Origin of the sequence: Xanthomonas sp. D-109 (assembly GCF_017746095.1) — a bacterium.
GTDB classification, from domain to species: domain Bacteria; phylum Pseudomonadota; class Gammaproteobacteria; order Xanthomonadales; family Xanthomonadaceae; genus Xanthomonas_A; species Xanthomonas_A sacchari.
Genome location: NZ_JAGHWV010000007.1, coordinates 1 through 14,282, shown reverse-complemented (window position 1 = coordinate 14,282; position 14,282 = coordinate 1). Strand labels below are relative to the sequence as shown.

The window sequence follows — 14,282 nt, the reverse complement described above, 5'->3', positions numbered from 1 at the left end:
CGAACTCGACTGCCAGCATCGGCGGGCATGTTCAAGCCGCCTTCTAGGAATCTTCAAGATTCCATCAAGACGCCAAACACGGGCACCGGGCATGCACGCGAAGAAGATCCTGCTGGTCGAAGACGATGCCGACAGCGCCAGCATCCTCGAGGCCTACCTGCGCCGCGACGGCTTCGAGGTCACCATCGCCGAGGATGGACAGAAGGCGGTGGCGGTGCATGCGCAGTGGAAGCCGGACCTGGTGCTGCTGGACGTGATGCTGCCGCGGCTCAGTGGCACCGAGGTGCTGTCCACGATCCGCCGCAGCAGCGACACGCCGGTGATCATGGTCACCGCGATGGGCGACGAACCAGAGAAGCTCGGCGCGCTGCGTTACGGCGCCGACGATTACGTGGTCAAGCCGTACAGCCCCAAGGAAGTGGTGGCGCGGGTGTTTGCGGTGCTGCGCCGCGCCGGGCCAGCACGCGCCAGCGAGGAGCCGCTGCGCCACGAGCGCCTCACCGTGGACACCGCCGCGGTGCGTGCCAGCGTGCGCGATGCCAACGGGCAGGAGGTGGCGCTGGAACTGACCCCGACCGAATTCAACATCCTGGCGACGCTGATGAAGACGCCGTTCAAGGCCTTCACCCGCAGCGAACTGCTGGAGATCTGCCTGCCCGACAGCGATGCGCTGGAGCGGGTGGTGGATGCGCACGTGCACAACCTGCGCAAGAAGCTGGAACACGAGCAGGTCACCGGGCTGCTGGTGACGGTGCGCGCGATCGGTTACCGCTTCCGATGAACTGGTCCTGGTTCCGCCGCAAGCGCCACGCGCCGCTGTGGCAGTGGGTGGGCCTGCGCATGAGCGCGCTGGCGGTGCTGACCATCATCGCGATCGCACTGGGCATGGTGCTGCGCTTCGCGATCTGGGACGTGTCCACCCTGAGCCGCCTGCCGCCGCAGGCGCGGCAGGAGATGCTGCAGCTGCGCGAGGATCCGCACAGCAATGCGCGGCGCCTGTGGGAGCTGTTCGAGACCTATTACGACGTGGCCGACTTCCTGCCCGGGCTGGCCAGCCGCGACTGGTGGCTGCTGGCGGGCATGGTGCTGGCGTCGATCCCGGTCATCGTGGTCTGCGGCCTGCTCGCCTCGCGGCCGCTGTCGCGGCAGTTCTCCAACGTGGCCGCGGCGGCGCGGCGGATCAGCGATGGCGATTTCGCCGCGCGCGCGCGGGTGGTGCCCGGTGCGCCGGACGAGTTGGCAGGGCTAGCGATCGACTTCAATGGCATGAGTGCGCAGTTGCAGCAGTACGAACGCGAGGTGCGCGAGTCCAGCGCGATGCTGGCGCACGAGTTGCGCACGCCGCTCAACGCGGCGATGGGACGGGTCCAGGGTATGCTCGACCAGGTGTTCCCGAGCAGCGAGGAGCAGTTGCGCATGGTCCAGCGCCAGCTGGAGCAGATCAATCGCCTGGTCGGTGACCTGCACCTGCTGTCGATGGCCCGTGCCAACCAGCTGATGCTGGAACCGCAACGGTTCGCGTTGGGCGCGCTGGTCCGCGAACGCCTGACCTGGGCCGCGCAGCCGCTGCAGGAGGCCAGCATGCAGGTGCAGGTCCGCATTCCCGACCACCTGCACATCAGCGCCGACCGCGACCGCCTGGGCCAGGTGTTGTCGGTGCTGATCGACAATGCGCTGCGCTATGCCGCGGCCGGTGGCGAACTGACCCTGGAGGCGCAGGCCGATGCCGAGGGTGTGCTGATCCACGTCGCCGATCGCGGTCCGGGCGTCGACGAGGAGGCGCTGGCGCGGATGGGCGACCGCTTCTGGCGTGCCGACGACTCGCGTGCACGCCATTCCGGCGGCAGCGGCCTGGGCCTGTCGATCGCCGCTGCGATCTGCCAGGCGCACGGCGGCGCGCTGGAATTCGCCAACCGCGAGGGCGGTGGCCTGTGCGCGCGGGTGCGCTTGCCGCATGCGCCTGCGGGCGATGCCGATACGCCGGCGACCAGTGCGTCGGCGGCGACGCCGCGCAAGCGCCACGCCTGAGATCCGCAACGGCTGCGGAGCGTAGATGCTGTTCTGCATCCGGCCGTCCATGCGACACGCGCCAAGGCCGACCACTTGGCGATAGAGTAGGGCAAGGCCGAGCGAGCATCGGCCTGCTCCCAGTGTCGCAACCGGACCTCGCAATGCGTGCAGCCAGCCCCCCCATCCCGACCGGAACCACCGTCGCCGAATGGCGCGCCATCGAACAGGCCGCCGCCCGGGAACTGCAACGTCGCACCCACGGGGCGCATACCGCGGTGATCGCGCTGCTGCAGGCGCACGCCACCGCGTTCAGCGCGAAACAGCGTGCCCAGATCCTGCGGCGGTTGGGGCGGGGCGGCTGAGCCACGGCCGCATGGTGCGGCGGTCGTGCAACGGCCGCGGACCGATAGTCCTGAGCCACGTGTTCGGCCCCGACGGTGTCGCTGATTGCCACACAAGCTCGGCTATCATCGGCGCGACGCTGAGATGAGTACGGATATGGAAGTGCGACTCACACGCGAGCAGGTCCTCGCGCTTGCGCCCGATGCGGCATCGGCCAAGGCGGCCGCAGGCCTGGCCACGGACGCGAAATGGGGCCTGCTCGGGGCCGATGCCGAGGTGCTGTGGGGAGAATGCCAGGGCAGTGGCGCCAAGCCCTACCAGACCCAGGTGGATCTGGCGGCGATGGTCAGCCGTTGCTCGTGTCCCAGCCGCAAGTTCCCGTGCAAGCATGGCCTGGCCATGCTGTTGTTGTATGCCGCCGGCAATCCGCGCTGCGTGCCGGGCACCCGCCCGGCCTGGGTCGACGAATGGATGCAGGGACGACGCGAGCGCGCGGCGCGCAAGGAGGTCGCCGCCAGTACGCCGCCGCCCGATCCGCAGGCCCAGGCCGCGGCGGCGGCCAAACGCGAACAGGCGCGCTGGGCGCGCATCCAGGCTGGCGCGATGGAACTGCAACGCTGGATCGCCGACCAGTTCCGCCAGGGCCTGGCCAACCTGGGCGCGGAATTCGCCCACGACGCGCGGCGCATGATGGCGCGCATGGTGGATGCACAGGCACCGGGGCTGGCCACGCAGTTGGAGCGCGCCGTGGGCGAGGGCGGTCGCGATCTCGCGCAACTGGCCGATCTCGGCGAGCGCCTCGGCCTGCTGCAGTTGTTGGCCCAGGCGGTGCTGCGCGCGGAGGATTTCAGCGCCACGCGGCAGGCCGATCTGCGCGCGGTGCTGGGCTGGCCGCTGGAGCGCGAGACGGTGCTGCGCGACGGCGAGGCGGTGCACGATCGCTGGCATGTCCTGGGCCAGCTCCTGATCGAGCAGCCGGGCAATCTGCTGGAGCGCCGCGTGTGGCTGCACGGCATGGATAGCGGTCGTTCGGCGTTGCTGCAGGACTACAGCCACGGTGGGCGCGGCTGGGAGCAGCACTGGCGCAACGGCGACGTGCATGTCGGCCGCCTGCATTTTCATCCGGGTACGGTGCCGTTGCGTGCCGTCCCGGGCGAGGTGGATGCCGGGGTGCAGGCAGCCGCCGCGCCGCCATGCACCGACACCCTCGACGCCGCCGCCCGCGCGCAGGCACTCAATCCCTGGCTGCCGCAGGTACCCATGTATCTGCAGGACGTACACATCGCGCACGATGGCCGCGGCGCCTGGTCGCAGCACGCCGACGGCAGCCTGCCCCTGCAGGTGTCCGCGTTGCAGGGCTGGGCGCTGCTCGCGTTCGCGGGCGGCCATCCGCTGTGTCTGATGGGCGAGTGGGATGGCGATACGCTGTTGCCGCTCAGCGCCTGGAATGCGCAAGGCGAGCGTTGGGAAAGGAGCGCGGCATGAACGAGGCCTGGTTGAAGCCGGTCCTGTTGGGCATCGATCGCCCGCAACGGATCCCGCTCGACGGCGCGCTCGGCGAGGTGCTCGCTGCCATCGCCACGCAGGAGGACGCGGCACTAGGCTACAGCCTGCAGGTGGGCGCGTTGGCGGCCTGCCGGCGTGCGGCGCTGCGTCTGGGCGCGCCAATGCCGTTGGTGCCGCCTGCACCGCCGGATCCGCAGGTGCTGCCCGCCGATCATCCCTGGTTGCCGGTGTTGCGGGAGCTGTTCGCCGGCCAGCAGCCGCCCGCGTGGCTGAAGCGCCTGCGCCATGAGGCCTGCCTGCAGTTGGCCGCGCGCGGTCAGCATCTGCCGGTCGCGGTACTGCCGCAGGCCTTGGATGCAGGCGCGCGGCTGAGCGCGCTGCGGTCCGCATTGCGCCCGGTACTCGGTGCGCGTGGGCGATGGCTGGCGGCGCGCAGTGCGGAGTGGGCCTACGCCGCCGATGCGGTTGAGGCGGCGCAGACGCCTGCAGACCTGGAGCGCATGTGGAACGACGGCGCGTTCGACACCCGGTTGCTGGCCTTGCGGCAGTTGCGCACGCAGGACGCCTCTGGCGCACGCTCGCGCCTGGAAGCCGCACTCAAGGATCTGTCTGCGCGCGAACGCGCGGCCTGCGTCGAGGCCTTGCAGGCGCAACTGGGCGATGCCGACGCGCCCCTGCTGCAGCAGCTGTTGAAGGATCGCAGCCGCGAAGTGCGGCTGCTCGCCGGGCCGATGCTGGCGCGGCTGGCGAACACGACGCATGCGCAATACCTGCAAACGCAGATGCTTGGCATGCTGCGGCAACAGCGCAGCGGCTTGCTGCGCCGGGTGAGCTGGACGCTGGATGCGCCGTCCGCCGCCGATCCCGGTTGGACCGACGCGGCCATCGACGGCAAGCGGCCGGATCACGACGCCCTCGGTGAACGCGCCTGGTGGCTGTACCAACTGGCGCGACAGCTACCGCTTACCTGGTGGTGCGACACCCTGGAGAAGACTCCGGAAGAGGTGTTGGCCTGGGCGCGCGACACCGAGTGGTACGACGCCTTGCTGCGGGCCTGGCTGGAACGCGTGGATGCCAGCGAACCGGCCTGGGTGGAAGCGCTGATCGGCGTGGAGCAGCGGTTGCTGAGTTTGGGCGACCTGCTCGCCCTGTTGCCGCCGGCGCAGCGCGAACGGCACTGGCCGGCCAGTGCCGCCGACCTGCAGCAACAACGCCTGCTCGGCGACGTGCTGGCCAGCACCGCGCATGGCCAGACCCTGAGCGCCGCGTATTCGCAGCGGTTGGCGTCAGGGCTGGGGGCCCTGTTCGGCGAGGCCACGCTGCGCCACGACTACACCCTGCGCGATGCGCTGCTGGAACTGCTCGCCGTCCTGCATTCGTCCGCGCTGTCGCAGCTGCAGGTGACCGACCCGCCCGCGGACGCCACCGCCGCCATGCTCGATTGCGTGCAGCAGGCACGCCAGCTGCTGGCCCTGCGCCAGACCCTGCACGCCGCATCCTGATCCTCACGCCTTTCATTGGAGACCTCATGAGCACTGCCGTCCTGCGCCAGCACGCCGAACACCAATACGCCGAGGAACTGGAGGAACTGCGCCGCCAAGACAGCCGCCAACGGCCCGCCAACTGGCTGCTTTCGCCCTGGGCCGTGGTCACCTATCTGCTTGGCGGCACGCTGGAGAACGGCTTCGTGGTCAGCCCCAAGTACATCGGCGACCGCCGCCTGATGGAAGTGGCCGTGGCCACCATCGCCACCGATCGCGCCCTGCTGCTGTTCGGCGTGCCGGGCACCGCCAAGTCGTGGGTCTCCGAGCACATGACCGCGGCGATCAGCGGCGATTCCACGCTGCTGGTGCAGGGCACCGCCGGCACCAGCGAAGAGCAGATCCGCTACGGCTGGAACTACGCGCAGCTGCTGGCCAACGGCCCCAGCGAGAAGGCGCTGGTGCCGAGCCCGCTGATGCAGGCCATGCGCCTGGGCAAGATCGCCCGCATCGAGGAACTCACCCGCATTCCGGCCGACGTGCAGGACGCGCTGATCACCGTGTTGTCGGAAAAGACCCTGCCGATTCCGGAACTGGGCAGCGAAGTGCAGGCGGTGCGCGGCTTCAGCGTGATCGCCACGGCCAACAACCGCGACAAGGGCGTCAACGAACTGTCCAGCGCGCTGAAGCGCCGCTTCAACACCGTGATCCTGCCGGTGCCGTCCAGCGAGGAGGACGAAGTGGCGATCGTGCGCAAGCGCGTGGCCGAAATGGGCGCGGCGCTGGACCTGCCGGCCGAACCGCCGGCGCTGCAGGAAGTGGCGCGCGTGGTGCGCATCTTCCGCGAGCTGCGCAATGGCGTCACCGAGGACGGCAAGGCCAAGCTGAAGAGCCCGACCGCCACGCTGTCCACGGCCGAGGCCATTTCGGTGATCAACAACGGCATGGCCCTGGCCGGCCATTTTGGCGACGGCGTGCTGCGCCCGGGGGACATGGCGGCCGGCATGATCGGCGCGATCGTCAAGGATCCGGTGCAAGACGCGCTGGTGTGGAAGGAATACCTGGAAACCGTGGTGAAGGAGCGCGAGGACTGGAAGGACCTGTACCGCGCCTTCCGCGAGCAGGTCTGAGCGGGCCGGCGCCGATGAGCGACGCGATCTCCCTGTTCGGCATTCGCCACCACGGCCCCGGCTGCGCGCGCAGCCTGGTCGCCGCATTGACGGCGCTGCAGCCGGACTGCGTGCTGATCGAAGGGCCGGCCGGCACCGAGGCGTTGCTGCCGCACGTGCTGGAGGAGGGCATGCAGCCGCCGGTGGCCCTGCTGTCCTACTGCGTCGACGACCCGCAACTGGCGGTGTTCCATCCGTATGCGGCGTACTCCCCGGAGTGGCAGGCCATTTACTGGGCGCTGCGCAACGGCGTGCCGGTGCGCTTCATGGATGTGCCGCCGGCCTTGACCCTGGAATGGCAGGCGCAGGCACGTGCCGAGCGTGCGCCCGCGCAGATCCACGACATGCCGGAGCAGGCGGACACGCCGCTACCGGCGCCGGACGCTGCCGACCCAGCCGGCGAGGGGAGCGCCGAGGTGCGTCCGCCCGATCCGCTGGACTGGCTGGCGCGCGCCGCCGGCCATGCCGACGGCGAGACCTGGTGGAACCACATGGTGGAAGAGCGTGGCGATGGGCAAGGCCTGTTCGATGCCATCGCCGAGGCCATGACCGCCGTGCGCGCACACACGCCGGATCATCCCGGCCCGCGCGGCGAACACGAGGCCGTGCGCGAGGCCCACATGCGCAGCGCGCTGCGCAGTGCTGGCAAGGCCTTCGCGCGCGTCGCGGTGGTCTGCGGCGCCTGGCATGTGCCGGCGCTGAAGCCGGACGCGTTGCGCGCCAACAGCGCCACCGCGGACAGCCGCCTGCTCAAGGCCATGCCCAAGCGCAAGACGCAGAGCACCTGGGTGCCGTGGACCTATCGTCACCTGAGCATGGACAGCGGCTACGGCGCCGGCGTGGACGCGCCGGGCTGGTACGACCACCTGTGGCGCAGCAGCGGCGTCCACGACCAGCGCGCCGTCGGCTGGTATGCGCGGGTGGGGCGCCTGTTGCGCGAGCACGGACTCGATTGCTCGTCGGCGCACCTGATCGAGGCCACGCGCCTGGCCGACACCCTGGCTGCCTTGCGTGGTCATCCGGCCCCGGGCCTCGACGACATCGCCGAAGCCAGCCGCGCGGTCATCTGCAGCGGCGACGATGCGCCGATGCGGCTCATCCGCGAGCGCCTGATGATCGGCGATGCCCTGGGACAGGTGCCCGACAGCGTGCCGGCGGTGCCGCTGCAGCGCGACCTGGAGGCGCAGCAGAAGCGCCTGCGCCTGAAACCCGAAGCGCTGGAAAAGACCCTGGATCTGGACCTGCGCAAGGACACCGATCTGGCACGCAGCCATCTGCTGCATCGGCTGCGCCTGATCGGCATCGAGTGGGGCCGGCTGGCGCGCACCGGGCAGTCCGCACGCGGCACCTTCCACGAAATCTGGCAACTGGCCTGGCAGCCGCAGTTCCTGGTGGACCTGGTGCAAGCCAGCCGCCACGGGCAGACCCTGGCCGATGCCGCGTCCAGCATGGCCATCGCGCAGGCACGCAAGGCCGAGGCGTTGCCTGCGCTGTCCGCGCTGGTGGACCAGGTGCTGCTGGCCGACCTGCCGCAGGCGGTCAGCGCGATCGCGGCCGAACTCGAGGCTCGTGCCGCCACCGATGCCGACCCGCTGGCGCTGCTCGGCGCACTACCGCCGCTGGCCAACGTGTACCGCTACGGCAATGTCCGCCAGACAGAGGGCCATCAGGTCGCGCACCTGTTCGACAGCATGCTGGCGCGTGCAGTCGTCGGCCTGACCCTGGCGCTGTCCAGCCTCGACGAGGCCCGCTCCGAGCAGGCACGCAGCATCGTCCTGGACGCCGACCGCGCCATCGGCCTGCGTGGCGACGCGGACGGCAGCGCCGACTGGCAGCAGGCCTTGCGACGCGTCGCGCTGTCGCCGGCATGCAACGCGCTGCTGCGGGGCGTGGCGCTGCGGCTGCTGTTCGACACGCAGGCGGTGCAGGCCGACACCGTGCACCTGCAACTGCAGCAGCAACTGTCGCCCGGTGCCGAACCGCTGCAGGCCGCGCAGTGGCTGGACGGATTCCTCAACCGCAACGCCACCGTGCTGCTGCACGACGACGCCGTGTGGCAGATGATCGACGCCTGGGTCGTGGCGCTGGATGAGGCGCAACTGGTGCGCGTGCTGCCGTTGGTGCGACGCACCTTCGCCGCCTTCCAGCCGGCCGACCGCCGCGACCTGGGAACGCGCGTGCGCCAGGCGCCGGTGGAAACCACCGTGGCCGCTGTCGCCCCGGACTGGAATCTGGCCCGCGTTGAGCGGGCCCTGCCGACGCTGCGCGAACTGCTGGGATTGACCGCATGACCGACATGACACCCACACCCGACACGGCCACCTCGCGCGCGCAGCGTTGGCGCCTGATCCTGGGGCAGGAGGCCGAATCCAGTTGCGGCGCCTTGCCCAAGCCGCTGCAGGGCATCGACCAGGCGCTGGCCGCGCTGTACGAACCCGATGGCCCAGGCGGCCTGGGGCGCCGCGGCGGGCGAGGGGCCTCCTCGCCCAACGTGGCCCGCTGGCTGGGCGACATCCGCCGCTACTTTCCGTCGTCGGTGGTGCAGGTGATGCAGCGCGACGCCCTGCAGCGCCTGGACCTCACCCAGATGCTGCTGGAAAAGGAAATGCTCGAGCAGGTGCAGCCCGACGTGCACCTGGTCGCCAACCTGATCGGCCTGAGCCGGGTGATTCCGGCGCAGACCAAGGACACCGCGCGCATGGTGGTGCGCCAGGTGGTGGAGCGCCTGCTGCGCCAGTTGGAGGAACCGATGCGCTCGGCGGTGACCGGCGCCCTGGATCGGGCCAGCCGCAACCGCCGCCCACGCCTGGCCGAGATCGACTGGCATCGCACCATCCGCAGCAACCTGCGGCACTGGCAGCCGGAGTTGCGTACCGTGGTGCCGCAGGACCTGGTCGGTTACGGCCGCAAGGCCAGGAAGCCGCAACGCGAAGTGTTGCTGTGCATCGACCAGAGCGGCTCGATGGCCGCCTCGGTGGTGTATTCCAGCATTTTCGGCGCGGTGATGGCCTCGCTGCCGGCAGTGTCCACGCGTTTGGTCGTGTTCGACACCGAAGTGGTCGACATGAGCGAGCAACTGGACGATCCGGTGGACCTGCTGTTCGGCGTGCAACTGGGCGGCGGCACCGACATCCACCGCGCGGTGAGCTACTGCCAGGGGATCATCCGCGAACCACACAACGCCATCCTGGTGCTGATCTCGGACCTGTACGAAGGCGGCGTCGAGGACCGGCTGCTGGCGCGCGCCCGCGAACTGATCGAATCCGGCGTGCAGTTCATCGTGCTGCTCGCCCTCAGCGACGAAGGCACGCCGTCCTACGACCGCGCCCTGGCCGCCAAGCTGGCGGCGCTGGGCGTACCGTCGTTCGCCTGCACGCCGGATGCCTTCCCGGGCCTGATGGCCGCAGCGATCCGCCGGGACGACATCCAGCAGTGGGCCGGGGCGCAGGGGTTGGTGACGGTGCGGTGAGGTTGGTGGGCCTGATAGTGTCTTGGGTTGCGGGCCGCCTCGGCCGGTTGATTTTACATAAGATACATTATGCGAAATTGACTGCGTGGCTGTCGGAGAACCAGAACGCTGCATGATACCAGTTGATCCCTTCGAACGCATCGAACTGACCGGCCCTTGGCCGGTTTTTGGTTTCCAGCTCGGCCACGTGAACCAAGAGCGTTACAGCCTCTACCCCGCAGACATGACGCATGGTCGCTGACCTGCAACATCAAAAAGGAGCAGCGGCGGATGGCAGCACATGTGGCGAAGTGGAGCGCGCAAGGAATGGAGCTACATCGGCGAAATCCCGTTACGATCTCAAGCCGCCTACTCAGCATTCTCCCGCATTCGAACTGCGAAAGATGACGCATCTAGCGCCACGCAATGAGCGCGATTGGATAGCGGGAAAACAGGTACAGTCGATCTCGCTGCCTCGTTCTGTAGACAAGTGCACAGCGGCCTTGGTCTGAGAGATCGTCGACACTATTAGCCGCAACAAGGTGCGCTATCCTGAGTTGTGACACGCGTCATCAGCTGGAATGTCTACAGGATCCAAAGGGAATGGAGCGCTACCGTTTACCCGATTGTGGGCTTGATCTGCATGCGCTTCGCGAACGATTCGATGTTCTTGAAAAAGACGATTGGAACGTTCGCAGCGGTCGTCTTCCACTTCATTGCTATTACGCCAATGACGAAGTCGACAGGGTCAGCGACGAGGCGCATCAGCGGTTCTCAAGAGCCAATGCGCTGGCACCGGAAGCCTTTCCCAGCTGCCTGCAGATGGAAGCCGAACTGGTGTCGATGGCGCTGGAGCTTCTTAATGGTGGAGCTTCCGCGGCCGGAAGCGTCACCTCAGGTGGAACGGAAAGCATCCTTCTGGCATTGAAGGCAGCGCGGGACGCCGCTGCGTCCACGGCCAACGCGAGTTCTCGCCACAACATCGTCATCCCTGATTCGGCGCATCCGGCTTTTGACAAGGGTGCACATCTTCTTGGGTTGGATGTGACCCGTGTTGCAACGGGTTCTGACCTACGTTGCGATGTCGAGGCCATGGAAGCGGCGATGGACGTCAATACCATTCTCATCGTCGGGTCTGCGCCGTCATTGCCGTTCGGGTTGATCGATCCGATTGCCGACCTGGGCACTCTGGCGCAGCGTCATGGGGTCTGGCTGCACGTCGATGGCTGCATCGGTGGGCTGCTGGCGCCCTTCGTTCGCGCCTTGGGACATCCGATTCCCCTCTTCGACTTCGCCGTGCCTGGGGTCCGCTCGATCTCCGCTGATTTGCATAAGTTTGGCTATGCGGCGAAAGGAGCGTCACTGATCCTGTATCGAAGTGCCAGCGATCACCAGTTCCAGTTCAGTCGCTTTTCGAATTGGCCCAAGGGTGATTACTTCACCCCTACACTCTCGGGAACGCGGTCCGGCGGACCCATCGCTGCGGCGTGGGCGGTCATGCATTATCTCGGCCGTAATGGCTATCTCGATGTCACCCGTGCGCTGATGCGATTGCGCGACCGCCATCTCGATGGCTATCGCGCCCAGTGCGGTCTTAGCGTGGTGGGACAGCCCGATCTGACTGTCATTTCGGTCGAATCTCTGGATCTGGACATCTTCTCCATCGCCGACCGTATGCGAGACCGGGGCTGGTACATGAGCCTGGTTGCCCGCCCGGCAGCCATTCAGAGGACCGTCAACCTGGTCCACGAGACGTCGGTCGACGCCTACTTCGAAGATCTCGGGCAGGCGGTCGCCGATGCGCGCGTGCCCTCAATCCACACTCCGCTTGGCTCTAAGGCTCGTCGGATTGTGACTTACTGATTTGCGACCATCACCTCCCGAGGCCACCAATGCAGTTGATCCCAAGGATCTCAGGAGTCACGGAAGCGACCTTCCTCTCCGAGTACGTCCGTGCAAACGTGCCAGTGATCGTCACCGATGCGATGGACGATTGGCGACAGCCCGGCAGGTGGACGCCTGATCATCTGCGTCGCAAGGTCGGTGGCATGGAGGTACAGGTATATGACGATTTGTTCACTCTCGTCGATCTGGAGGATCTGACCGACTATCTCGATCGTAATTTCGACCAGCCGGATGATGCTGTAGCCACCGAGTACGTCCGCGCCTACGTACGGTTCAAGGATGTCGATTTCACTTGGGCGGACCGTCTGTTCGATGCGTTGGCTGCGGAATGGGGCCATCCGTACTTCTTCCCCCGCTCGGGATTTGTCTTGCCGAAATCGGAAACCGCCCCGATCTCGCCAGTGACCGATCTATTTCCGTACAAGGGTTTGTTCATCAGTGGCCGTGGAGCACGCACCCGTCTCCATCGCGACCCCTTTCTCACCGAAGCGATGCTTTGCCAGTTTCATGGTGAGAAACACGTCGTTTTCTATGCTCCCCAGCATGCAGGTGTATTGATGCGCGACGGCACCTTCGTCGACCCGGACGCGGTGGATCGCACATTGTTCCCACGGTTCGACGAAGCTAGACCCGCGTACGACGACATACTCCGCCCCGGTGAGATCCTGTTCATTCCGAGCGGATGGTTCCATGACGTGCGCACGCTTTCGGATTCAATCTCGATCACTTGGAACTTCGTTCATGAGGTCAGCGCGGAGCGCTTCCGGAACGCGGTTCAGGATCCGAGAAATGATTTCGATCGAGACGTGCTCGCTTATCTCGGCGGCATTGCCTGAAGCTTGCTTCGACCAGGCCGACGCGGCCGCTCACTCATATCAAGGAATCGGATATCAGGATGTCGTCGATCACCGAAAAGTTGAGAAAGCTTTCATTGCCCGAACTGGCTGCTTTACGCGCACTGGCATCAGAACGATCGGAGAAGAAAGTCACCTCGCAACCGATCGTACGGCTGGAGGCGGAGCGGGATTTTCCGCTCTCGTTTGCGCAGCAGCGCCTGTGGTTTTTGGCGCAGATGGAGGGGCTCAGCGCGGCCTACAACATTCCTGCAGCGATGGAACTGCGCGGCCGCCTCGACCCCCTGGCGTTGCAACGTGCGCTGGATGCACTGGTCGTGCGCCACGAGTCACTGCGCACCTGCTTCATGACTATCGATGGCGATCCCATCCAGCGGATCGCATCACCCGATACGCCCTTCCCGCTCGCATTCGATGACTTGCGTGAAGTGCACGATCAGGCGGACGCCATCGCTGCGTTGCTCGATGGCGAAGCGAGCGCCCCGTTCAACCTGAGCCGTGCCCCGCTGGTGCGTGGCCGCCTGATTCGCTGCGGCGACGAGCGTTGGGTGTTGTCGATCGTGGTCCACCATATCGTCTCCGACGGCTGGTCCAATACGATCCTGATCCGAGAACTGAGCGCGCTCTATGCAGGATTCGCACGGGGGACGCCTGCCTCATTGCCCGCCCTGCCGATCCGCTATGTGGACTACGCCGTTTGGCAGCGGCGTTGGCTATCGAACGAGGCGCTTTCCGAACAGGCCGCTTACTGGCGGGAGCAACTGGCAGGCGCGCCGGCATTGCTGGAGCTTCCCACGGATCGCCAGCGTCCGGCAGTGCAGGCATTCGCGGGCGATACGGTGGCCCTTGAGATCGATGCGCAGACCACGGCCGAACTGAAGTCGCTGAGCCGGCGCTGCGGCACTACGCTGTACATGACCGTGCTGGCGGCCTGGGCCATCGTGCTGGCGCGATTGTCGGGCCAGCAAGACTTGGTGATCGGCACGCCAGAGGCAAATAGGTCGCGCCTGGAACTCGAGGGCTTGATCGGCTTCTTCGTCAACACGCTAGCCTTGCGCATCGACCTGTCCGGAAACCCGACGGTTGAAACTCTGCTCGCTCATATCCGCAAGATCGTACTGGATGCTCAGAAACATCACGACCTTCCATTCGAGCAGATCGTCGAGATCGTTAATCCGGAACGCAGCTTGGCCTACGCGCCGATCTTCCAGGTGATGTTCCTGTTGCAAAGCGAGGAATCGTCATCGCTCGCACTCGAAGACATCACCATCGCGCCGATGCGGGACACCCAAGCCTTCGCAAAATTCGATGCCGCGCTCGATCTCAGCGAATCGGAAGGTCGCCTCATCGGCGGCATCAATTATGCGACAGCGCTTTTCAAGCGCGATAGCGTCGAGCGCTGGGCGAGCTATCTACACTGCGTGCTGACCGAAATGGCGGCAGCTCGGGATACGAACGTCGAGCTTTTGCCGATGCTGCCGCCCGACGAGCGCCGGCGGATGGTGGTGGACTGGAACGACACGGCGGCCCCCTACTCCGAGCATCTGTGCCTGCACGAGCCGTTCGA

Annotated in this window: 11 protein-coding genes; all 11 read left to right on the top strand. The window is 66.9% G+C overall.

Translation table 11 applies throughout. The annotated features are described in order from the left end of the window. Positions 1-91 precede the first annotated feature (91 nt). A complete protein-coding gene (locus J7357_RS07710) occupies positions 92-781 on the top strand; it encodes a response regulator (protein ID WP_209245682.1) in 690 nt (229 codons plus the stop codon). Then, entirely contained in the window at positions 778-2,028 is a 1,251-nt protein-coding gene (locus tag J7357_RS07705) for an ATP-binding protein (protein WP_209245681.1), read from the top strand. Before J7357_RS07710 ends, J7357_RS07705 begins: the two co-directional genes overlap by 4 nt. A 143-nt stretch (positions 2,029-2,171) precedes the next feature. Next, positions 2,172-2,372, top strand: coding sequence for a hypothetical protein (locus tag J7357_RS07700; protein WP_209245680.1), 201 nt, complete (start codon positions 2,172-2,174; stop codon positions 2,370-2,372). 136 nt (positions 2,373-2,508) lie between these two features. After that, entirely contained in the window at positions 2,509-3,837 is a 1,329-nt protein-coding gene (locus J7357_RS07695) for an SWIM zinc finger family protein (protein ID WP_209245679.1), read from the top strand. Beyond that, a complete protein-coding gene (locus tag J7357_RS07690) occupies positions 3,834-5,360 on the top strand; it encodes a DUF5691 domain-containing protein (RefSeq protein ID WP_209245678.1) in 1,527 nt (508 codons plus the stop codon). Before J7357_RS07695 ends, J7357_RS07690 begins: the two co-directional genes overlap by 4 nt. A gap of 26 nt (positions 5,361-5,386) precedes the next feature. Further along, positions 5,387-6,469 carry an AAA family ATPase gene (locus tag J7357_RS07685; RefSeq protein ID WP_209245677.1) on the top strand — a complete coding sequence of 361 codons (1,083 nt, stop codon included), beginning with the start codon at positions 5,387-5,389 and terminating at the stop codon, positions 6,467-6,469. 14 nt (positions 6,470-6,483) lie between these two features. Further along, entirely contained in the window at positions 6,484-8,799 is a 2,316-nt protein-coding gene (locus tag J7357_RS07680; RefSeq protein ID WP_209245676.1) for a DUF5682 family protein, read from the top strand. Continuing rightward, on the top strand, positions 8,796-9,977 hold the full coding sequence (locus J7357_RS07675) for a VWA domain-containing protein (protein ID WP_209245675.1): 1,182 nt from the start codon (positions 8,796-8,798) through the stop codon (positions 9,975-9,977). Before J7357_RS07680 ends, J7357_RS07675 begins: the two co-directional genes overlap by 4 nt. 582 nt (positions 9,978-10,559) lie before the next feature. Beyond that, a complete protein-coding gene (locus J7357_RS07670) occupies positions 10,560-11,819 on the top strand; it encodes an aminotransferase class I/II-fold pyridoxal phosphate-dependent enzyme (RefSeq protein ID WP_209245674.1) in 1,260 nt (419 codons plus the stop codon). A 29-nt stretch (positions 11,820-11,848) separates the two neighbouring features. Beyond that, entirely contained in the window at positions 11,849-12,697 is an 849-nt protein-coding gene (locus J7357_RS07665; protein ID WP_209245673.1) for a cupin-like domain-containing protein, read from the top strand. Between the two features lie 59 nt (positions 12,698-12,756). Then, the coding region (locus J7357_RS07660; protein WP_244667362.1) for a condensation domain-containing protein at positions 12,757-14,282 on the top strand (1,526 nt) is incomplete at its 3' end.